Source organism: Photobacterium jeanii (assembly GCF_001650345.1).
Classification (GTDB): Bacteria; Pseudomonadota; Gammaproteobacteria; order Enterobacterales; family Vibrionaceae; genus Photobacterium; species Photobacterium jeanii.
In genome coordinates this window covers 1,149,420-1,169,856 of record NZ_LVHF01000012.1, presented here as the reverse complement: position 1 = coordinate 1,169,856, position 20,437 = coordinate 1,149,420, and the positions used below count along the sequence as shown (strand labels likewise).

The window sequence follows — 20,437 nt, the reverse complement described above, 5'->3', positions numbered from 1 at the left end:
GACGTTGCAGACATCTTTTCGTAAAATCGCATCATATTAATGATATATGGTGTCGATTTTAGAAATTAAAAGCCTATGTTGGCAAAGCTATCAATACGAATAATTATATAAGGGTTATCATGAAAAAAGTGATTCTTCTGATGCTAGGGCTGGCTGGGCTCCTCGCGATCAGTGCATGTACTAGCATGCTTCAACAAGACAACGAGCTTAGTTATGTTGAAGGTACGGTAAGTTATCGAGAACGTATTGCTTTACCGCCCAATGCGAAAGTAACAGTAACGTTAGCGGATGTGTCGAAAATGGATGTGGCTGCAGAGGTGTTAAGCCAACAAGCTCAGCTAACCGAAGGAAAACAAGTCCCGTTTACGTTCAAGCTAGGCTATAAAACGTCAGACATCATTGAAAATCACACTTACGCTGTAAGTGCGCGAATTGAAGTTGATGGCAAGTTGATGTTTATCACCGATACCATGAATTTGGTGATCACAGATGCTGCAAAAACACAGCAACTTGATCTTATGTTGATTAAAACCCGCTAATCGCTGCTGTTATAGCTGTTTTTGTCACTAAGCGTCGGTATCGTGCATCCAGCGATATCGACGTAACGATAACTTCCCGGCTTCTGATATTTCAATGCCCTCTGCTTGCAAGCGTTCACGCTGACGAATTAATCCTTCTCCCGTTAATGAGATACAGCCTTTCGCGTTGATCACTCGATGCCACGGCAGTTGGGTGTCTTTAGGAAGGCTTGCCATTAGCTTTCCAACCTGCCTGGCATAGCGCGGAAATCCTGCCATTTGGGCTATGTCGCCATAAGTTGCCACTTTGCCATGTGGAATTTGATAAACCACGCTATAGATTTGGCTCGCAAAATCGTCCATATTAAAAAGAACCTATGATTTTTTTTGTTGTTTTGATTGTTGGCTCACAAAAAGTAGCGCAACAAAATATTCAACGTAAAGCTTTATTCTCTGTTACTTAATGTTATAACAGTGACTTAGTAGATTTGTATAGGATCCTGAACAACGCAAGGAGGTGCTGCAATGATGTATGCCGCGTTATTAGTTCTGGTGAGTGTCGCGTTAACTGTACTTGGAGTCAGTGCAGTGGGGTACTCAGAAGGGCAACTTCCCGCCCTCGCTTTAGCCATCCCCGCATTGTGGTTACTACCGCAAGGTGGGGTTGCTGCTTGGCTATTGCTTATCGGCCTCGGTGTGTTCGGTATGGTGTTACCGGAACAACCACTCGCCTTATCAATTAGCATCTTCATGATGCTGCCTGTCTTTAATATTTGTATCTCCCCGAAAGGTGGCTGGCAATTGAGTGCGCTGCTGCTCTCTGTAATATTGGCAATGGATGTCGGTATTATGGCGTTGCAAAGCGAAGGCAAACTGCCTGGCAGCCCGATGTATACCGTATTACAAGTGCTTTCCGTATGCGTCATTTGGTTAGCGTGCCGGAGTTGGCGTCCAGTTGAAGGGAATACTTGGTGGCCATTATTCTTGGTGATCCCGCTCTGGGTTGGCGATATGCAGCATGCTGCTTTGGTGGCATTGTGTATTACAGGTTTGATTGCCGCCTTGCAAGGGATGGCGAAAATCAAGCATGCTGAGTGGGTGCCACGCTTATCTTGGGTACTACCAGCGGTCGGGTTTGCGACTTTGGTTGTTGTGCCGCACTTTGAAGTGCCTAACCCCATCTTGGTTGCCTGGCTCCTGATTTTAGGTGGCGCTTTGCTTGGCGAGTACTTGCTTGAAGAGCCTGAAGAAGTCTAAATCAAGTAAAACCAAGCTAAACAAATCGCTTAACTCGTAGTTTTGGGTAATAAATCAACACTTAACCGCGAGTTGGGCGACTTGGTATTGCAATGGCAACGGGCTTAAGACATAATCCTTCCCGTTCTCGTAAGAGACAAAGAATCTATGGAGGCCCCCTTTGGTCCTCCCGCAACACTAACTTGTGAACCTGGTCAGGCCCGGAAGGGAGCAGCCACAGCAAGCGACGTGTGTGCCGGGATGTGGCTGGAGGGGGCCTCCACCCGTTTAACGGTCTGAAAACTCCCTCTTCATCTTTTTCCTTCGCGTTTTTCTCTTTTTATTTCTTATATTCCAAACATTTCATGTTGCGCTGATACTGTTTTACTTTTCTGTTGTGGTTAGAAATGTAGGTTGAAGTTAATATCAGGACGAAGAAGATCGGCACGTTCCTCTGTTAATGCTTTTCTCTGTTCTCTTAACCGATCCGCAGTATCTTTGTCTGGTTTATTACTTAGTTGACCGTCTATTACGGAAATTTGGTTATCGATTTCTTGAAGCCGTTGTTGAACTTGGTATTGCTGATGCCCTAGTTGGTAGTTATCAACGAACTGCTTACTGTCGCACACACCATAGTATTCTTTCCCTGCTAGCCCCACTTGGTAGCCGTTATCAGGAGAGCAATAAAGAATGGTGCCTTTCGTGAAGCCTTCTTTCCAGCGTGCATGATCGGCTGTTACTCCAGCTTCAGCACAGTCCTTGCTGTAATCGTTGATGATATTTGGATTCTTGCCTTGCTGCCCATCTTGATAGCCAACTTGATACCAATCCGCTGTTTTACACTCATCTGGTGACATACTGGCGCAGCCAGAGAGCAGAGTGAGTATGGATAGGGGAAGTAACGCTTGTTTCATTATTTGTTGTCCTTAACTGGAAGTAGTACCTAAGTTTAAAATGAACGTTGTTCACCGCAATAGATGAAATCATTGTATGCATTATTAGTTTAGGAAAAACAATAAATTTTCATTTATGCCTAAATATACTTGCAATAAGCATGATTTCTCGTGCAACTGTTGGTGTTAACTGTAAGTGGCAGTTGTTTTTCATATTAATTTTACATTCTAAATTGTGCTACAAATCATGAGTGTTATTTGTATGTCAAATTAACTTTTCTTATGCGTGGTCATAATAACCACACTCTTCATCCAATATTCCAAATTCAATATAAAACGCAGCATTGTTTAGCTCACATTTTTAATGAATAGTGTTTTCATGGAATAAAAATACTGTTTTTTTACGCTGTTATGATTTATGGTGGCGAAAATGTGCTTGGGTAAAGATTACTTAGTGAGAAATTGCTGAGTTTTATATGGTTAATTAGATGTTGTCAGAAGCAAAAACAAGAAAAAAAATCCTATCGAGTGCGACAGCATTATTTGCTAGTAGTGCATATAACAAAGTAACGATCAGAAAAATCGCGGATATGGCTGGGGTTAGCCCAAGTTTGATTATTTACTATTTTATTTCTAAGGAAAATTTATACTGCCAGGTATTTGAAGAGTTCTTCCCTGAAATTGAATGTGTTATCAAGCAATTAAAGCAACAGGATAATATATCACTACCTCTTATCGTGAATAGTTATGTTGATATATTAAGACAGAATGCATTAATTCCTGTACTTCTGCATAGAGAATTACTTTCGTTATCTGAAACGGAAGCGAAAAACCGCCTCACAAATAAGCTGTTAAAAACGCATAAAAAAAGCTTAATTACTCTGTTGAAGAAATTACCTGAGTGTAATGAAGGTAATCAAAATTATTTCTACACCATAGTGATGTCGCTTGCGACTTACCCATTTATTTCTGAGTACACCTCTGAGCCTGAAGATAGCAACTTAGTAGGGCTGCAAGATGTGTATGATACCGTTTTTCAAGCGGCGTGTTGATTTGAAGCTTCATTCAGCGCAGGGGCTGAGTGATTAGCACCATTAGGGTGCTATAGCGGTGGTTTGAAATGTTTTGTTATTTCAAATCACTACAAGGTCAAAGACCTTTAATAACAATCATAAAGAGGGAATATGAAAAAAGCAGTAGCAGTACTAAGTGTGTTGTTTGGCCTTGTTGGCTGTGGTGGGGAATCAGGTGGTGATAGTGGTTCATCCTCAACAGCGACCAAACCGACTCAGAACACATCATTACCGTCTCGTAGCGGTATTCAGCTAACTCAAGCACAACTTAACCAGCTGAAAGGTATTCAATATCAGTCAGCAAAAGGAAGTGCATTTGAAGCGCACCAAGTATTCAAAAAATAAGGATAATAATAAATGAGTAAAGTAAGTACATTAGCGCTAGCTGTTTCATTTGGTATGGCGGCATTTTCATCTCAAGCATCTGTTGAGATCAGCTCACTGCAAGGTTATTTCAAAACTCGCGCAACTATCGATTATGTGTCAGACAAAATGATGCAGAACAAGATCGACTTTTTAGCACTCGATTCAGTGCTCAGTTCAGATATGAAGCCGAGTAATAGCCCTCAATCAATGCCAAGTTTATCGGCTATGCTCAGTAGTAATAAGTACAATGACTCTGAGCGAGATGTTCTTCGTAAGCTTCATGGTCAATTTGCTGAAACAGGGCTGATTTGTAAAGTGGCAGATTCAGGCGCAGAGATTGTGTTTGTTGTCGATGATTCTGCGGCTAGCTGTCAGCTTGATGTGAAGAAAATCAACAAAGCGATGGCAAAGACGAAAGACGGTAAAGTCGTGTTCTTTAGTCAATTTGGCGGTAAAGATTACCAGCAGTATTACATTGATACTTATTTAGTTGATGGCGACAAACAAACGATGTCATCGAGCTTTTTGCATACGTTTAAAGGCCAGTTGATTGGTGATGTTACGCGTGTAACTCGTGATGATTCGGAGAGCGTGGCGACATACGATATTGAGCAGTATGCTGATTACGGCCCTGAAGATGGTCAAAAAATCGCGTTTAAATCTTATCAATGGATGAGTCAGCCATTGAAGGCGGATAGTAGTAATGTAAAAGACGTTGCTGTCAGTACTTTCATGGTTGAGTCAGGTAAAGCGAACACATTTTATGATGCAAGCACAGATGGAGAGCTAAAAGGCGTTGGTACTTACTGGGCAGTAAAAGACGTTGTTGGTGTGCATAAGAACGCTAAAAATCAAGATGTTATCATGGCTGACGATGTGCAGAGTTACCGCGTGTTGCAGAGTGATACTTCAAAGGTGCATAAAGGCGCTTACAACTCTTTAGAAAAAGGTGATTGGTTGGATTATAACTTCAATAATATGCATGACTTAACAGGTGTAAGTCCTGACTCATGCATGATTAAAGAGATTAGTGAAGGTAAGCCAGTTATTCGATACAAAGGGTTGCATCGTTCAATCAATAAAAACTCTGGTGGTTGCGCTGTTTCAGCTAACGACATTAAAGGTAAAGAAAAAGTGGTATATACCACCTTTACTACAGGTGCTGGTAAAAAAATCAGTGTGAAAGATGCCGCTTTAGTGAAAAGTGCAAAAGAAATTCTTTCGATTGTAGAAAATGCTGATAAAAATGCTTCCGTTCGTGCTGCGGCTAAAATTGATTCTGCCGAATTTAACAAGATGAAAGCGCAGTTTGATAAGAAAGAAAAAGAGTTCGCTAGTTTTAACTCGCTTTCTTTCTGGAAATAATCGGTACATCTAAATGTAAATAATAAAAACGCTCTCTTCAGAGGGCGTTTTTTTATTTCTAGTAAAATAACAGTGCTGACTTCATGCCTATAAGTTATGACTTTTAGGATGTTGTTTTGCGTCATTATTATTTGTGAAAGTTGAGTGGCGATAACTTATACATAATTGAACAGGGTGGTATATCTGTTCAATTATTAATGTTAATTATATTTATATGTTCCAATATAATCCCATTTGTCCGAGCTGAAATTTGCTAATCATGTAACGAAAGCATAATTCAGCTTTGCTGACTCACCAAATAAATAACGCACGACTGTATTCGTGTGATTTAAATTCTCGGCAACGCATATATCAATATGGCTGCATTTCAATTGCCAAGATATAGCCAGTTATTAGAAGAAGATATTATGAAGTTATCTCGCTACCTGACTATTCGCCACCAGTTTTGGTTGTTAATGGCATTTGTATCGACAGGTATTGCAGTTATTATTTTTCTCAATGCCAATGTTCATCGTGAAAATAACCATCATCTGGTGTCACTGGATAAACAGTATTATCCCGCGCTAGAAGTTTCTGTTCGTCTGAACGGGGTATTACCTCGCCTAACGCAGCAGTTTGAAACAGCAGTGGTAACGGGTGAAGAAGATGCGCTAGAAGAAGCTAAAAGTCTTTATGGTTTATTATCCGAAGATCTGACAGCGATCAAATCATTATTACCGCAAAAACAAGCTGAAATCGAGCGAGTTGAAAAACTGACGTCCACCTACTTTTCTGCAGGTAATGCGTTAGCGCTAGCTTTTATTAATATGAGTGAGCCTGTTGAGGTTATTTCTGCCAAGGCTGATCAAAATCGTCAAACACAAGAGCAATTAGAAAAAGCGTTAACTTCGCTGCAAGACTTTGTTCGCTCTGAAGTGGTTGAATTGATCAGTGGTACACGTGAGAGTGCAGACCATGCTGGCGTGACCTCGGTGATTTCAGGTTTGGTTGTAGTCGCTTTCTTGTTGATCTTTGGCTACGCCATTTTACGTTCAGTGACGCAATCTGTTGCGATTGTGACAGATCGTATGCGTGAAATTGCCTCTGGTGAAGGTGATCTGACGGTTCGTATTCATTACGACGGTAAAGACGAAGTGGCGGAATTGGTTAATAACGTTAATCAGTTTATTGGAAAATTACAGGCTACGATTTCAGATACTGTGGGCAGTATTCATCAATTAGAAGCGATTACCAGCCAGCTTTCTGAAAGTCGCCAAGATACCTCTCGCTTTACTGCAGAGCAGCAATCCAATATTCAGCAAGTGACGTTGTCGGTAGGTGAAATGCTGCAAACCGTGAGTCATGTAGCGGATTACGCAAGCCAAGCATCTCAGCAAGCAAATGATGCCAACAGTAAAGCGGATGATGGCTTTAATGTAGTGCAACAGACCGTGAACGTAATTAACGTATTGTCAGATGATGTTCGCAATATCGCTGCGGTTATCGACAAGTTAGAACAAGACACGGCTAATGTTGATGCCATTCTTTCAACAATCAAAGGTATTGCTGATCAAACCAACTTGCTGGCATTGAATGCCGCGATTGAAGCTGCTCGTGCTGGTGAGCAAGGTCGAGGCTTTGCGGTTGTGGCAGATGAAGTACGAACACTAGCAGCGCGAACTCAGCAATCAACAGAAGAGATCCAGCAAGTATTAGCAGAGCTGCAAGTTGCCTCGAAATCAGCCGTTGAAGCGATGCACCAAGGGTTGCGTCAAACGGAAGATGGCGTGACTAGCGCTGCTACGGCAGGCGAAAGCTTACGCGCAATTACGGAGAAAGTTGCTGGGATCACCGTAGTCAATGAACAGATTGCATCAGCAACGGAAGAGCAGCATCAGACGTCATTGGTGATCCAAGATCAGCTGAAAGAATTTAATCGCAGTGCAGAACAAGTTTCCTCATCTTCTGATCGTTTGGGTGTAGCCAGCGATCAGCTAGTGAGCGTGGTAGAGCAGCTTAGTTACTCGACCTCGCAATTCAAAGTGTAGTGCGCCATTGCAGGTGAAAAGCGAAGCCTAATCTTGTCTTGATTAGGTTTCATTTACCTGCGATGCGACTTCCCCTCATTTACACAATATAAAAATAAACCGGAGAACCATAATGACAATGAAGGCTTTTCGCCTGTTGCCACTGGCAGCCTTGTGCGCTGTGTCAGCTCAAGTAGCTGCTAGCACCACTACAGATGCGCGTATTAGTGATCTTGAAAACCAAGTCGCGGTTTTGACTGAACAACAACAATCAAGTGTTGCTGATCGTTTCCAGTTTGATGGTTTCGCTTCGCTAAACTTGCAAACAGCTAACAACGGTGCAGGTTATGCTGGTGCGACGAACAAGCTGAACCTAGATGAAGGTTCTCTTATCGGTCTTCAATCTGTGTTCACAGTTAATGACACTACAAGCGCAACTGTACAGCTTGTTAGCCGTGGTACTGAGCTTGAAAACTGGAAGCCTCAAATCGAGTGGGCATTTATTAGCCATGAATTTACGCCAAACCTAAAAGGTCGTGCTGGTAAATTACGTCTGCCACTGTTCATGCTATCTGATTACCTAGAAGTCGGTTACGCGCAGTTAGGTGTACGTGTACCAAATGAAGTTTATGGCAACGTAGTTGCAACTTCTTTCACGGGTGCCGATATGCTTTACGATATCGAGCTTGAAGATAGCAGCATCATGGTTCAAGGTTTTGCGGGTTCTCACAACCTAAGCTCAGACAAAACTAAGTTCCGCGCACAAACTAAATTTGATCAAATTTATGGTGGTGCACTGAGCTGGACAAACGACACACTAACACTGCGTGCTAGCTACGCTCAGGCGAAAGTAAGCTCAAATGATAACTGGTTGCTAAATGGTCAGCCTTTGGCATCAACAACCTTTAATGATGACCCTGCGAAGTTCTACGGTATTGGCGCACGTTTCGATGGTGAAAACCTGTTCGTAATGTCTGAAATCACGCGTACAGAAACGCAAGGTTTCTACCCTGATGCAGACGCAGCGTACGTGACTCTTGGTTACCGTGTTGAATCAGTAACGCCTTACATCACCGTTTCTCACCTAAAGACGAAAGACAACGATGTTCGTAAAAAGGCGGCAGATCAAGCAATGGCTAACCTAATGAAGAAGCCAACTGCTGCAGCAATGCACCAAGCGGTATCGACTAAAGCTCAACAAGCGGTGTTAGATATGCAACGCACTAGTTACAGTGTCGGTGCGCGTTGGGACGTATACACCAACATGGCACTAAAAGCAGATGTAACTTACGTGACTGATTTTGGTGATACTCGCGGTGGTCTACCTGGCGCTGCAAAAGACAAGGCTATCGACGATACCTTGGTTTACACAGTGAAACTAGACGTAGTGTTCTAAGGAGAGCGTCATGTTGAAAAAAACAGTATTGGCACTTTGCCTAGCCGCTTCTGGTTTTGCACAGGCGGGTGTGGTGGTAATTGCGAACCCTGCAGTAGCGGACTTAGATGCAGCGACCATTAAAAAAGTTTACCTGGGTAAAGCGAAGTCTCTGAATGTAGAGGCGATTGATCTAGCTGACGGTCAAGCTCTAAAAGGTGAGTTTCACTCAAAAGTAACGGGTAAAACTGAAGCTCAACTGCAAGCTTACTGGGCGAAGAAAGTCTTCACTGGTAAAGGTCAGCCGCCAAAAACAGTTGCTTCAAGTGCCATTGTTAAAAACACAGTCGCTAACACTGCCAATGCGATTGGTTATATCGATGAAAGTGAAGTAGACGGTAGCGTGAAGGTGCTTCTGCGCCCTTAATAGCTTTATCTTTTGTTCGATATTTCAAAGCCATCAGCGTGTTGCTGGTGGCTTTTTTTATGAGAACCGTTGTTCAGAGATGCTAGTGAAATGGGTGAGAAACAACCCAAATTATAAATATCATAAGAAGGAGAACGCCTACACGATCAAATGAATGTAAGTAAAACTACGCTAGCATGATGCATAAGGACCGAAGTATTTGGCTTGATAACATCAATGGACTGGAGGTCATATGCTGACAAACAGCGAGCTAAAGGCACAGCTCAGTGCCGACTTTTCTCAACTGGCTCAGCAGAAAAATAAGCTTGGCCGCTCATTTCTCTTGGTGCATTCAGATAAACTCGACTTTCATCTTGAATTAGCCCAAGGCACTGATGAAACCCACATAGATGACTGTCATCAACCCGTTCACCTAGCAAGTGTTGGTAAGTTATTTACCTCAGTTCTAATAGGCTTACTGGTTGAAGAAAGACTGCTACGATTTGACGATCCTGTCAGCTTGTATCTTGATTCTGAGTTGTGTGAAAGCCTTGAACATTTGGCAGCAACACAACCTTCATACAATATCTCCAATTTAAGGTTTAGCGACCAACTCACGGTTCGTCATTTACTCATGCAAACCTCAGGCTTACCCGATGTGTTTTTTCCGTTAATGGAAAAACTCAAGGCAGGAGAGCTTTATGATCCAACAGCAACATCATCGGTGGCGATATCACCGCGAGAGGCGATTCTCTGGGGCTGCGAACACTTAAAATACCAATCAGCGCTAGGGACAAAACACGTTTACACCGATACAAATTACTATTTGCTAGGGCTAATTATTGAGCAAGCAACGGGCATGACATTCCAGCAAGCTATTCAACAATGGATTTTTGCGCCTTTAGCGATGGATCATGCTTGGTTGCATGGTTTGAGTAAGCCGAGCAAATCTTGTTATCAACCCGCTAACTTATACATTGATGAGCAAGACTTTTTGGCAATCAAAGGTAGTCATTTGTTGGATTATGCGGGCGGAAGTGTGATTGCGCCTTTACCTGAGTACCTCACCTTCATGCAATCTCTGGTTAATGGCAAGTTGCTAAATTCCACTATAGTGGATCAGATGGTGAGTGACGATATTGCGATGGGATTTCCTGCACTAGGGTTTCGGTATGGTTACGGCGTATGGAAAACCAGGCCAATCCCCTTGTTACTGCCTAAAAACCATTATTGCTGGGGATGCGTAGGGGTGACAGGGGCGTTTATGTTTTATCATCCTCAGACTGAGACTTACATTATTGGCACTTTCAACAATAATAAATACAGAGAAAAAGCATTACGGTTTGTTATTGGTAATGTCATCAAAAAATTGTTGGTGTTAAATCAAACACTAAACAATTAGCCGCCAGAAGAACCGCTACTTATCCCATTCGGTATCAGGTACACTGCAAGCCTATTAACCATAGAGCACTAGTTATGTCTGAGCATGAAGAATATGAAGTAGAAGCCCTCGCGATTGAGGTTTCTGCTCAACCAATTGAATTATATAAAGTATTAAAGATTGCCAACCTAGTGAGTGGTGGTGGTGAAGCGAAATTCGCAATTGCTGAAGGTTATGTCGGCGTTAATGGTGAGCTTGAGCAGCGTAAGCGTCGTAAGTTATACGATGGTGATGTGATTGAGTTTAATCAGGAATACTATGTCGTCATCTGTGATCAGCCGGTAACTGAGCCTGCTGAAGCTAAGCCAAAGAAAGAAAAGAAACCTGAGTCGCCAAAAGCGAGCTCACAACAATCTGAGCCTAAGAAGGCGAACACTAATAAAGCCAGTGCACAGAAAGCTAGCGGTAAGAAGCCAGCGAAACCAGCTAAGAAAAAAGCGGCGAAAGCAGAGCAAAAGCCGACGCGAGATCAGAATACTGGTCGTCGTTCAATCAGCTTTTAATTTCTGGCTGCTAAGTTCGAGATATTCAAAAAAAGACTCTACGGAGTCTTTTTTTGTATCTGCGGGGCGTATTTAGGCTGTTTCTCTTGATAGAGCTGGCGAATGGTTTGGCGGAGCCACTGAGTTTTTGGGTTGTGCCCGTTTCGTTTATGCCACAGCAAAGAGTATTGAATCGTTAATTGCTGATATTCCTCATCGCTAAGCGGTAGCGGGCGCATCACAAGGTTTGGAAAGCGCTCGCGCACATACGGCAAGATTGATGATGGCGCTGTTGTGATTTGCTGGTGGTGAGGTTGCGCTGTCATCAACAGTGATTGTTCAAAATCAGACAAGGTGAAGGAAACTCGGCGCGTTATTCCTTTACTGGCTAACAGTTCATCAAAGGCAAATTGCTCGCTTTCTTCCCATAAAATCGAAATAAACTCATGTTTTACCAGTGCGTCTAATGTCCATGCTTGTGAGAGTAATGGATGATCATCACGAATGAACACCACAGGCTTATCTTCATAAATCACTTCATGATCGATGTAATACGGCAACTCATCGAGTGTTTCTTGCGAACGTTGATGAGTTTCGCGACCACAAAAACCAATGTCTGAATCACCGTTGACTATGCTGTCGAGCGAATGGGATTGCCAGTTTCTGATCCGTACTTGGCTATCGGGGTAATGTTGACGGATAGTTTGCCCGAGTTCAGCAAAATAAATATGGTGAAAAGGGGACTCCAACATGAGCTGGAAAGTTAATCCTGATGGCGTTGTAGTGCCATTTCGCTGCGCTATTTGAGAGGCCAAGATAAAGAGTTCACCAAGCTCTTGCTCCATGCTTAACGAGAGTTGCGTCGGCTGCAATCCATTAGGAGCACGAACAAACAGCGGGTCATCAAACCAATCTCTTAGTTTCGCTAATGACTTACTGACGGCAGAGGGAGTGAGGTTAAGTTTTTTGGCGGTACGTGTCACGCTACGTTCTTGCAGTAAGGTTTGCATGGTGATCAGCAAGTTGAGATCTAAGCGGTGCAAGGGTTTAGCCATAGGGTGATGCTCTCATAGGTGTTAATTGCTGTTAATACTAACTTGTCCAATGAATGTTTGGTATCAAATTACTTCACTATTGCTAATAGTATGAATAGATAACTGAATCGCAAATACAACCTAGCACTATATTGCATGTAAATTATTGATTATAGTGTGATCACTTACCTACAAAGGAGTGGTTATGAGAAATTGGTTGAAGCTTAGCTCTTCCTTGATGCTAGTGCTTGTATTTCTAATGGGTTGTGAAGCTGAAGACACAGCTTGGATGTCGACACCCATTTCGTCAGATCCTGACTGGCAACATGGTCAGTTGGAAAATGGCATGAAATACCATCTTTATCATAAGCAAGATGCACCGCTAGAAATGCGTTTCATTGTGCATGCAGGCGCGTTGCAGGAGACGTCTTCGCAACATGGCTATGCTCACTTTCTTGAGCATATGGCATTTAATGATACTCGTCACTTAGAGCAGCAAGATGTATGGCAGCTATTTAGCCAATTAGGGATTAGCGGTGGTTCTCATCTCAATGCGTTCACGTCATTTGACAAAACATGGTACCAACTGACTTTGCCCAATGACGATGAAGTCTCGACTGCTTTGACGTGGTTTCGTGATGCTGCCGATGGCATTTTATTAAAACCTGAGCAGATCGAAAAAGAGCGGGGAATTATTCTTGGTGAATTACGTGCGAGTGATCCGCAGGAGCGTAGCGTTTATCGCCAAATATTTGAGGTGTTACAAGCAGCGAATCCAGATTATCACCAAGTTTTGGGGACGAAAGACAGCATTCAGTCGGTCACAGCAAAAGGCCTTCAAGCGTATTATCAGCGTTGGTATTTCCCTTCAAATACAGATCTTGTGATTGTTGGTGATTTTGATAAAGCCAATATCGAGTCACAAATCAGCAAGCAGTTTGCATCGTGGCAGGCTGTATCTCAGCCATTAGCAGCTGTGGAGTCTATTCAATTGCCACAAGAAAAACAGCATGGGTTGGTGGCACCAGAGGGGAGCGACTCAGCGCTTATTTTGTTACAGCCTCTTGGCGAAGATCAACGGTTAACGTATAGCGATCTTTATCATGATTTTGAGACGACTTTGATCAACAACCTGATCCGTAATCGCTTGATAGATAGAAGTATTGCGTTGTCGATGAATACCAGCGTGATTGCAGCTTATGATGAAACGTTTGAAAAACAAAAATTCAATGTATTGGAAGTGAGTTTTAAAGAAGCGTATCGCTCAGAGGTTCAAGCCTTTGTTGCTAATGAGCTTGCAAGCCTGCGTGATCACGGCATTGGTGAAGCAGAATTAGCCGCTGCAATGGCGAGTTATCATCTTGATTTAAATAATCATGCTGAAAATTGGCACGATGATGAAGCTTGGATGATCATGGATGCTATGGTCGATTCGTTGTCTGACAAACGCGTAATGATGTCTGAGGTGGATCGTAAGGCTGTGCTAACGCGTTTTGTCGCCAATATGGATCAGAAGTACGTTAATAAGCGCCTGAATCAGACTTTAGCGCAACTGTCGCCTTACGCTTTCTTTGCTTATAGCCTAGCTGAGCAAACTCAACAATTAGCACAAGATGTGACGCTATTTAACCAACAGCTTGCTAAGTCAGGGCAGGAGCTGATGCTCACCAAAACGGTCTCAGCTTTTCCTACCCCTGATACCAAAGGCGAAATTGTCGCGAAACAGCAGATAGATCCGAAAACCTGGCAGTGGCAGTTAAGTAATGGCGTTGAAGTCTGGTTAAAGCAAATGCCAGAAATTAAACAAAACGTTTATATGAACTGGGCGGTGGATGCTGGTCGGGCGCAACTCGATCCTAGCTTGTATGCTGCTAGTGAGCTGGCGGTTGATGCTCTATACCGGAGTGAGTTGGCAGGGTTAGATGCTGTGGCATTTGAGAAAGTATTTGCAGCCAATAATACTTTACTGACGCCATATATTAATGACTTTGATAATGGATTATCGATTGCGACTCAATACGATAATTTACCGTTTGCGCTTTCAGCACTTCATCAGGTGTTAACGGCGGTAAAAGTTGATCCTAAACAGCTTGAGTTGGTTAAGAAACAGTACAAAGAAGATCAAGCACAATATGCGTCTTCACCTTTAGGGCAAGTTGTTCAGCAGATTGAAGATAGCACGATTGTAAATGGTGACTTTGCAAGAATGCAGTCGAGCTCTGCTTTCGGTAAAGTGACGAGTGAGGATGTTGAGCAAGTATACCAAAGGTTATACCAACAGCGTCATCATAATCGCTTGATCATTGCTGGTAATATTGCTCCTCAAGAGATTACAACCCTGCTGCGTCAGTACATCGCTAATATTCCGTTGACTGAAAGTTTCAAGCAACCATTACCTGTTGTCGAGCTGAATCCTGAATCGCAGGCGTTAACCCTGCCTGTTTCAAATGAAGCGTCTGTAGGCTATATCGTGGTGATGACGAACCCGATATCTACGAATTTAGCGATGACAGCAACGGATGTGATGGCGAATGATATGTTGCAACGCATCATTGATCAGCGAGCGTTTGAAATCTTACGAGAAAAGCACAGCCTGACTTATTCTCCGTTTGTGATGGTTGATGTGCCTGATAGTGGCTTGTTTAGCGCAGTGATGATCACGCTAAATATTGATGCTGCGGATTTAGATAAATCTAAAGCGGCAGTGACTGAGCTTATACAGAATATTCGTCAGCAAGAGATCACCCAGCAAGAACGAGATAGTGTCGCGAAACAATTAGCATCGGCCCTAAAGCCGATGGCGACAAATGGCGCGGAAACTGTACATTTTATGGGGCGTTACTTGATGCACGGCTATGATGTGAATGCGGTGAAAGATCCCCAAGCATTTATTGATAAAGTCACACCCGAGTTACTAAACCAACAAATTAAACAAGTCATGGGTGAACAAAGCTATACCACTAAGTTGACGGTATTACCGAAAGCCTTCTAAGGCTTGATGAAAAGCAATAAAAAGTCGCCTTATGGCGACTTTTTTATTTGTCGTTATGAGGTTTTAAGCGATTAGCAAAGGACAAACTCAACATCAATATGCGGGTAACTTTTCGTGAGCTCTTGCGTTAAGCCTTGCTTGATTTGAGAGAAGACCTCAATGCCTTGCTGATTGATTTCCTCTGTTGCCAGAGTGAGTACCACGAGGTAACTACTGCCTGTTTTGCTAATAAAGATATTCTTGGCTTGGGTTTCTTTCTTCGCCAATGCTTGGTTGATGGTTGCTTCGATGCTGTCGTATTCGGTCATATTTTGTAAGCGGCCGCCAGCAAGCTCGATAAAAGCCTCTTTAATGATGCCAATAGGTTGTTTTGCAAGGAAGGTTGCCAAAATAAGTACCATGATGGCATCACCGATATAGAGCAAGAAGTTGAAGCTGCCATTGGGGTCAACGTAACCAATTAAGATCAGCGCGAAACCAGCCCCTGCCGACATAAAGCCATCAACCAGTGAGGCTTTTTGATCCGTCTTTAGCATGCTGCTACTTTCAGCGGTACGTTTGTATTGGTATTTGTAAAAGAAAGATAAACCAAAACAAATGGCAACCATGGCAATGGAGTACACCAAAATGGGGCCTGTTTTAAGTACTTGTAGCTCAGCACCTTCAAAGTACTTAAAAATTTTGCCAAGGTTTCCTGTAATGGCTGTTAATAGTACCCCGCCAATCAGTAAGCCTTTGACCAGTGAATATAGAGCTTCTGAGACGAATAAACCAAAGGGGAAAGTGGTAGAGCGCTGCGCTTTAATCGCTGAAATCTTTAACGCTGCGATGGACGATAAGAACATGATAAATGAGAAGTTACCATCGAGCAGCATGGCTTCTGAGCCTGAAAGGTAAAAGGTTGCCCAGCCCGACAGTGCCATAATTAAGTTAGCACTGGTACCGACCAGCAAAGATTGACGTTCTATTTTTAGTATTTGTGCTTGCATAGTGGGTCCGTGGTTATTCAGTACATAAAGTACAGTGATCCATCTGCACTAAATGTTAACACGACTGATCGAATACCAACCACAATAAGTCTCTGTTTAGTTAGGATGGTTAAATTGAGTTACTTTAGTCTTATGAACGAATATTTAGCCCGGTTGGTATGAACTGATTTAATATTTTTAGGGTATTAGAAACTAAAAGAAGAAAGGAGCCGATATAGTGGCTCCTTTATGGGTTACTACTGATGTTAGAAACGGTTGGCAAAAGTTAGCGCAATCGAGTGGGCATCGTAGTCTGTCTTGAAGGTAGTGTTATCTAGCTCTGTACTGCTAAAGATATAATTTAGACCAACATCCCACGCAGGGTTGATTTGGTAATTTACTCCAGCTTCAGCTGAGAGGAAGTTGTCGCCATCCCAGAACTGGTATTGTGCTTTACCTTTCACGGAGAATTGATCTGTGATGTGGTACTGCGCTTTAGCTGCTAAGTTTGGTAGCGCACGCCAAGAGTCAGCTGTTGAGTATTTACCGCCTTCATTCAAGTCCACATCCACTGAAATCCAGTGTACGTACATACCTAAACCAAAATCGACATCGAATTTATCGTTAACTTTGTATCCCTTGAAGGCAGTAGCGCCAAGGCTCCACTGGCGGAAGGCGGTAAAGAGTTTGCCATCGGCAGGGGTATACTCAACACCATCAACAGTGAAGTTTTTGCTTGCTTGACCACGGCGACGGGTTTCGCTTGGTGCAAAGTCAATTTCTAGGCTGTTGTTATTCGCGAGTTGATATTGGTAATTGATGTAGGAAAACGGTTGGTATTCATCAATCAATTCAGAATCAGCGAGGAATTCTTTTGCGCCCGCTTGACCCGTACTATCCGACAAGTTTGCCCCGATACCTAGCTCGAAACGGTGTTTACGTTCGTTTGAGGTCAGTTGGTAAGTGGCACGCTCCCGCTTGGTATCTTCAAATGCCTTATCGGTAAGGGTAACGCCCATCGCAAAGCCATCTTGGGTTGGTTGAGCATTAAAGTACACGCCTTCAGTTCGGTAAGGGGAAACAAAATATTGGTTTACCAAAAACGCGATACCAGCACCCGCAACCACATCACCCATGTAGTGACGGTTACCATGGATACGACTTAAGCCCACAAAAGTCGCACCAGCATAGGCTGGAATACCCCAAGCAGCACCATAGCGTGATTGTAAAAAAGCAGCGCCAGAGAAAGCGGCAGAGGTATGCCCTGATGGGAAAGAATGCCAGTTACTATCATTAGGGCGTTTACGACCAACGGTATATTTTAACCCTTGTACAATCGCTTGTGTTGAGGCTGTGGCATACACTAATTGCTTAGCACCTTCTGCATCATCATGCATCCAAGCAGCAAATAAGCCTGTTGCTGGTAAAAGCACTTGCAACATATCACCCGCTTCAACAATATCGCTATTAACGGTACGGGTAATTTCATTGGGGTTTTGTGGTGGGTTATTGGCGTATGCTAACGGCGCAATCGCCAGCAAGGCTGGAATCGCATATTTTAGTCTTTGTTGCATGTGTAATCCTTAACAAATGTGGTCCCTATAACTGAGCATAGGACCAAAGGAATTTGAAAGCCGATAAAAGTATCGGGTTGATAGCAACTAAAGACGTAATATAAAAGTTATTTTCTATAAAAAACTCGAATAAGATCTCATTTCATTAGTGGCGAAAATGTAATTGCATTTTACATTTGCTGGGGTGTTAATTAACTGAGATTTATTGGATTTTTGCTTCTAGATCCTTTTGTACGATCGCAAGCGCGTCGAGGGCAACTTTAGGATCAATTTCGTTACTTTCAAGCAAGTAAATAAGATCCACGGCTAATTTAATTTCAGCTGGCGCGTTATCAAGAGGCGATGATGGTGTCTGTTCTGGCATTGAGTTTGTCATACTACTTAGTTTCTTTTTAATGGTGTATGGGTGTCTATAAATACTAGGCGGCTAAGCGCCAATAGGTATAAATCAGACTAAATCTAGGGCTGCTTGTATTAACTGGCTATGCAGCGGAGCTAATGCTTGATGATCTTTGCGATAACCGCCACCAACCACTGCGGCAACTGGAATGCTTTGTTGTTGGCAACTGTTGAGCACGAAATGATCCCTTTGGTAGAGTCCATCAAGGCAGATATTAAAATAACCCAGTTCATCGTCTTGATGAATATCGACCCCTGCATCGTAAATCACTATATCAGGTTGATGCTGCGCTAAAGCCAGTTGAAAAATAGGTTGGAAAGCCGCTAGATAATCTTCTGTTGTGGTTTCTCTCGGTAGGGCTAAATCAATATTGGAATCAGGCTTACGTGCAGGGAAGTTCTTATCGCAATGAACCGAAAAGGTCACAATGTCATCGTGCTCAGCCAGTATGGTCGCAGTGCCATCGCCATGGTGCACGTCGCAATCGATGATCAGAACTTTGTCGATACCCTCAAGTGTCAGGGCATGTTGAGCAGCAAGCGCAAGATCGTTAATTAGGCAAAAGCCACTACCAAAGTCGTGGTGCGCATGGTGATAGCCACCGCTAAGGTGAATCGCGATACCATGTTGATGGGCCAACTCTGTTGTTAAGCATGTTCCCCCAGCCGAAGTCAGTGTGCGGGTGATCAGTTGCTCACTCCAAGGAAAACCGATGCGACGCATTTTGGCGGCGGGTAATTGATTATTCACCAACGCATCAATGTAATCACTATGGTGTAATGCCTTTACTTGCTCAAGGCTGATAGCACTTGGCTGGTGGAACTGAAGGCGATTAATATCTTTAGTTGCAAGTGAGGCATGTAAATGCTCGAACAGGTGTCGATATTTAGTGATCGGATATCGGTGTTCAGGTGGTAGAGCAAGCTTTGAGTAAATAGGGTGATAAATAAGGGGTAACATAGATCATCCCTGACGTTCTTGCTGGGTTATTTGCTTCTCGATCTTCGCAATAGCAGCTTTACAACGTTGAATACGGCCTTCAAAAGCGGTGATTTCTTGCTGTAATTTTTGTTGCTCCGCCAAAGATTGGCAGTGGTTAAGCATCAAGGTCTTGTCTTGGGTGGTTGCTTTGAGGCGACGTTCCCAATCTTGGTGTTTCGCTAAGTCTTGATAAAGTTCATGAATTGGACGACGGTAATTGTCTGCACGTCGTGGTTCTCGTTGACGAACTTGCTGGGTCGCCAGTTCACGTTGTACAGCTTGGACTTGCGCGACGATTTTTTCGCACATGTGGGCTGTGCGTGCCACTTGTAATTTCCCGGCTTTTTGTTCGCGCTCAAGGGCGCTGATTTCATGACTAATTTCATCAACACAAGGCGTTAGCAATTTGCTACGGCAGAGGAATAGCTGTTCATCAAATAGAGGCCGATAGGCTTCGCCGCGTTGGCGGTCGACTTTAGCAGCTTCGAGCTGTAGTTGAGATACCAGCGATTTTAGTTTTGATAAGTCAAACATCGTTCTTCACCTAAAGCCAAGCTTCCCATGCGAGTTTCCCCGCAAGAATAACCACTACAGTGACAAAGACCGGGCGAATAAACTTAGCGCCAAAACGGATCGCAGAGTGGGCACCAATATAAGCGCCTAGCATCAAACACACACCCATGGTTAAGCCTAGGGCGATATTAATATGACCTAAAATGGCAAAGGTGACCAGTGAGGTGAAATTACTGGTGAAATTCATCGCTTTGGCTAGTCCTGATGCGAGCAAAATATCAAGACGATAAAGCGCCATGCTAGAGACTGTCCAAAATGCGCCAGTACCGGGACCGGCTACACCATCGTAAAAACCAAGCGTACCGCCTTGTAACCATTGCTTACGGGTTAGTTTCGGATCGTCTTTAGGGAGGTTGCGCTGTTCGCCCTTTGGATGAGGGTGCCAAATGGTATAAGCCGCTGCCGCAAGAATAACCAGCGGAAGGGCTTTTTCTAGCCATTCAGTGCTGATGATATCAACCACTAAGGTGCCGCCAATTGCTCCAATTAAGGTCGCGACGAAAGACAATCGCCAAAATGATGGAGAGAAGAGTTGCTTGCGATAATAAGTCCATGCCGCGGTAGATGAGGCAAAAGTCGCCGCAAGCTTGTTAGTGCCGAGCGCGATATGCGGAGGTAGCCCTAATGACAATAGCGCAGGGACGGTGAGCATACCACCACCGCCAGCAACAGCATCGATAAAGCCTGCAATAAAAGCGACCACCCCAAGGATGGCCAGCATGGATGGATCAATCAGTTCTAGCATCTATGGCAA

Annotated in this window: 20 protein-coding genes and 1 other RNA gene; 12 read left to right on the top strand and 9 right to left on the bottom strand. The window is 43.4% G+C overall.

The window, feature by feature from the left end; translation table 11 throughout:
• Positions 1–119: 119 nt before the first annotated feature.
• Positions 120–539, top strand: coding sequence for a YbaY family lipoprotein (locus A3K86_RS06605; protein WP_068329450.1), 420 nt, complete (start codon positions 120–122; stop codon positions 537–539).
• A gap of 27 nt (positions 540–566) precedes the next feature.
• Here A3K86_RS06605 and A3K86_RS06600 read toward each other — a convergent pair whose 3' ends face one another.
• A complete protein-coding gene (locus A3K86_RS06600; RefSeq protein ID WP_068329448.1) occupies positions 567–881 on the bottom strand; it encodes an MGMT family protein in 315 nt (104 codons plus the stop codon).
• A gap of 162 nt (positions 882–1,043) precedes the next feature.
• Here A3K86_RS06600 and A3K86_RS06595 point away from each other — a divergent pair, with 162 nt between their 5' ends.
• Positions 1,044–1,775, top strand: coding sequence for a VP0952 family biofilm-associated protein (locus A3K86_RS06595; RefSeq protein ID WP_068329441.1), 732 nt, complete (start codon positions 1,044–1,046; stop codon positions 1,773–1,775).
• 158 nt (positions 1,776–1,933) lie between these two features.
• Positions 1,934–2,030, top strand: an RNA gene (gene ffs, locus A3K86_RS06590) — signal recognition particle sRNA small type.
• Between the two features lie 125 nt (positions 2,031–2,155).
• Here ffs and A3K86_RS06585 read toward each other — a convergent pair.
• Positions 2,156–2,668: a DUF2799 domain-containing protein gene (locus tag A3K86_RS06585; protein ID WP_068329439.1), complete on the bottom strand. Its 513-nt coding sequence runs from the start codon at positions 2,666–2,668 to the stop codon at positions 2,156–2,158.
• Positions 2,669–3,135: 467 nt separating this feature from the next.
• Between A3K86_RS06585 and A3K86_RS06580 the strand changes: the two genes are divergently transcribed.
• From A3K86_RS06580 to A3K86_RS06545, 8 genes are all read left to right on the top strand, one after another.
• On the top strand, positions 3,136–3,699 hold the full coding sequence (locus A3K86_RS06580) for a TetR/AcrR family transcriptional regulator (RefSeq protein WP_068329436.1): 564 nt from the start codon (positions 3,136–3,138) through the stop codon (positions 3,697–3,699).
• 132 nt (positions 3,700–3,831) lie between these two features.
• The gene (locus A3K86_RS06575; protein ID WP_068329434.1) at positions 3,832–4,065 is read left to right on the top strand and encodes a hypothetical protein; all 234 of its coding nucleotides are present in this window, start codon (positions 3,832–3,834) and stop codon (positions 4,063–4,065) included.
• 12 nt (positions 4,066–4,077) lie between these two features.
• Positions 4,078–5,451 (top strand): hypothetical protein, encoded by a 1,374-nt coding sequence (locus tag A3K86_RS06570; RefSeq protein ID WP_068329432.1) that lies wholly within the window; start codon positions 4,078–4,080, stop codon positions 5,449–5,451.
• A 407-nt stretch (positions 5,452–5,858) separates the two neighbouring features.
• Positions 5,859–7,478, top strand: coding sequence for a methyl-accepting chemotaxis protein (locus A3K86_RS06565; protein ID WP_068330268.1), 1,620 nt, complete (start codon positions 5,859–5,861; stop codon positions 7,476–7,478).
• A 112-nt stretch (positions 7,479–7,590) separates the two neighbouring features.
• A complete protein-coding gene (locus tag A3K86_RS06560; RefSeq protein WP_068329424.1) occupies positions 7,591–8,853 on the top strand; it encodes a hypothetical protein in 1,263 nt (420 codons plus the stop codon).
• 10 nt (positions 8,854–8,863) lie between these two features.
• Complete coding sequence (locus A3K86_RS06555; protein WP_068329419.1) at positions 8,864–9,259, top strand: type 2 periplasmic-binding domain-containing protein; 396 nt, start codon at positions 8,864–8,866, stop codon at positions 9,257–9,259.
• A gap of 232 nt (positions 9,260–9,491) precedes the next feature.
• Positions 9,492–10,640, top strand: coding sequence for a serine hydrolase domain-containing protein (locus A3K86_RS06550; RefSeq protein WP_068329408.1), 1,149 nt, complete (start codon positions 9,492–9,494; stop codon positions 10,638–10,640).
• Between the two features lie 74 nt (positions 10,641–10,714).
• Entirely contained in the window at positions 10,715–11,182 is a 468-nt protein-coding gene (locus A3K86_RS06545) for an RNA-binding S4 domain-containing protein (protein WP_068329407.1), read from the top strand.
• Between the two features lie 38 nt (positions 11,183–11,220).
• Here A3K86_RS06545 and yidZ read toward each other — a convergent pair whose 3' ends face one another.
• Positions 11,221–12,216, bottom strand: a complete 996-nt coding sequence (yidZ, locus tag A3K86_RS06540) for an HTH-type transcriptional regulator YidZ (protein ID WP_068329406.1) — start codon at positions 12,214–12,216, stop codon at positions 11,221–11,223.
• Positions 12,217–12,400: 184 nt separating this feature from the next.
• On the opposite strand from yidZ, the gene A3K86_RS06535 reads away from it, so the two are divergent.
• Entirely contained in the window at positions 12,401–15,187 is a 2,787-nt protein-coding gene (locus tag A3K86_RS06535) for a M16 family metallopeptidase (RefSeq protein ID WP_068329404.1), read from the top strand.
• A 71-nt stretch (positions 15,188–15,258) separates the two neighbouring features.
• On the opposite strand, the gene A3K86_RS06530 is transcribed toward A3K86_RS06535, so the two are convergent.
• From A3K86_RS06530 to A3K86_RS06505, 6 genes are all read right to left on the bottom strand, one after another.
• A complete protein-coding gene (locus A3K86_RS06530) occupies positions 15,259–16,176 on the bottom strand; it encodes a cation efflux transmembrane domain-containing protein (protein ID WP_068329402.1) in 918 nt (305 codons plus the stop codon).
• 245 nt (positions 16,177–16,421) lie between these two features.
• Positions 16,422–17,729, bottom strand: a complete 1,308-nt coding sequence (locus A3K86_RS06525; RefSeq protein WP_068329399.1) for a phosphatase PAP2 family protein — start codon at positions 17,727–17,729, stop codon at positions 16,422–16,424.
• Between the two features lie 202 nt (positions 17,730–17,931).
• The gene (gene rsmS / locus A3K86_RS06520; protein ID WP_068330267.1) at positions 17,932–18,093 is read right to left on the bottom strand and encodes a pleiotropic regulatory protein RsmS; all 162 of its coding nucleotides are present in this window, start codon (positions 18,091–18,093) and stop codon (positions 17,932–17,934) included.
• An 84-nt stretch (positions 18,094–18,177) separates the two neighbouring features.
• A complete protein-coding gene (locus A3K86_RS06515) occupies positions 18,178–19,089 on the bottom strand; it encodes a histone deacetylase family protein (RefSeq protein ID WP_068329396.1) in 912 nt (303 codons plus the stop codon).
• A 3-nt stretch (positions 19,090–19,092) separates the two neighbouring features.
• Positions 19,093–19,644 (bottom strand): primosomal replication protein PriC, encoded by a 552-nt coding sequence (priC, locus tag A3K86_RS06510; RefSeq protein WP_068329393.1) that lies wholly within the window; start codon positions 19,642–19,644, stop codon positions 19,093–19,095.
• A gap of 10 nt (positions 19,645–19,654) precedes the next feature.
• Positions 19,655–20,428, bottom strand: coding sequence for a sulfite exporter TauE/SafE family protein (locus tag A3K86_RS06505; protein WP_068329389.1), 774 nt, complete (start codon positions 20,426–20,428; stop codon positions 19,655–19,657).
• Between the last annotated feature and the right edge of the window lie 9 nt (positions 20,429–20,437).

Coding starts and splice junctions, on each gene's coding strand:
- A3K86_RS06605 (WP_068329450.1), top strand. CDS start 120: ATGAAAAAAGTGATTCTTCTGATGCTAGGGCTGGCTGGGCTCCTCGCG.
- A3K86_RS06600 (WP_068329448.1), bottom strand. CDS start 881: ATGGACGATTTTGCGAGCCAAATCTATAGCGTGGTTTATCAAATTCCA.
- A3K86_RS06595 (WP_068329441.1), top strand. CDS start 1,044: ATGATGTATGCCGCGTTATTAGTTCTGGTGAGTGTCGCGTTAACTGTA.
- A3K86_RS06585 (WP_068329439.1), bottom strand. CDS start 2,668: ATGAAACAAGCGTTACTTCCCCTATCCATACTCACTCTGCTCTCTGGC.
- A3K86_RS06580 (WP_068329436.1), top strand. CDS start 3,136: ATGTTGTCAGAAGCAAAAACAAGAAAAAAAATCCTATCGAGTGCGACA.
- A3K86_RS06575 (WP_068329434.1), top strand. CDS start 3,832: ATGAAAAAAGCAGTAGCAGTACTAAGTGTGTTGTTTGGCCTTGTTGGC.
- A3K86_RS06570 (WP_068329432.1), top strand. CDS start 4,078: ATGAGTAAAGTAAGTACATTAGCGCTAGCTGTTTCATTTGGTATGGCG.
- A3K86_RS06565 (WP_068330268.1), top strand. CDS start 5,859: ATGAAGTTATCTCGCTACCTGACTATTCGCCACCAGTTTTGGTTGTTA.
- A3K86_RS06560 (WP_068329424.1), top strand. CDS start 7,591: ATGACAATGAAGGCTTTTCGCCTGTTGCCACTGGCAGCCTTGTGCGCT.
- A3K86_RS06555 (WP_068329419.1), top strand. CDS start 8,864: ATGTTGAAAAAAACAGTATTGGCACTTTGCCTAGCCGCTTCTGGTTTT.
- A3K86_RS06550 (WP_068329408.1), top strand. CDS start 9,492: ATGCTGACAAACAGCGAGCTAAAGGCACAGCTCAGTGCCGACTTTTCT.
- A3K86_RS06545 (WP_068329407.1), top strand. CDS start 10,715: ATGTCTGAGCATGAAGAATATGAAGTAGAAGCCCTCGCGATTGAGGTT.
- yidZ (WP_068329406.1), bottom strand. CDS start 12,216: ATGGCTAAACCCTTGCACCGCTTAGATCTCAACTTGCTGATCACCATG.
- A3K86_RS06535 (WP_068329404.1), top strand. CDS start 12,401: ATGAGAAATTGGTTGAAGCTTAGCTCTTCCTTGATGCTAGTGCTTGTA.
- A3K86_RS06530 (WP_068329402.1), bottom strand. CDS start 16,176: ATGCAAGCACAAATACTAAAAATAGAACGTCAATCTTTGCTGGTCGGT.
- A3K86_RS06525 (WP_068329399.1), bottom strand. CDS start 17,729: ATGCAACAAAGACTAAAATATGCGATTCCAGCCTTGCTGGCGATTGCG.
- rsmS (WP_068330267.1), bottom strand. CDS start 18,093: ATGCCAGAACAGACACCATCATCGCCTCTTGATAACGCGCCAGCTGAA.
- A3K86_RS06515 (WP_068329396.1), bottom strand. CDS start 19,089: ATGTTACCCCTTATTTATCACCCTATTTACTCAAAGCTTGCTCTACCA.
- priC (WP_068329393.1), bottom strand. CDS start 19,644: ATGTTTGACTTATCAAAACTAAAATCGCTGGTATCTCAACTACAGCTC.
- A3K86_RS06505 (WP_068329389.1), bottom strand. CDS start 20,428: ATGCTAGAACTGATTGATCCATCCATGCTGGCCATCCTTGGGGTGGTC.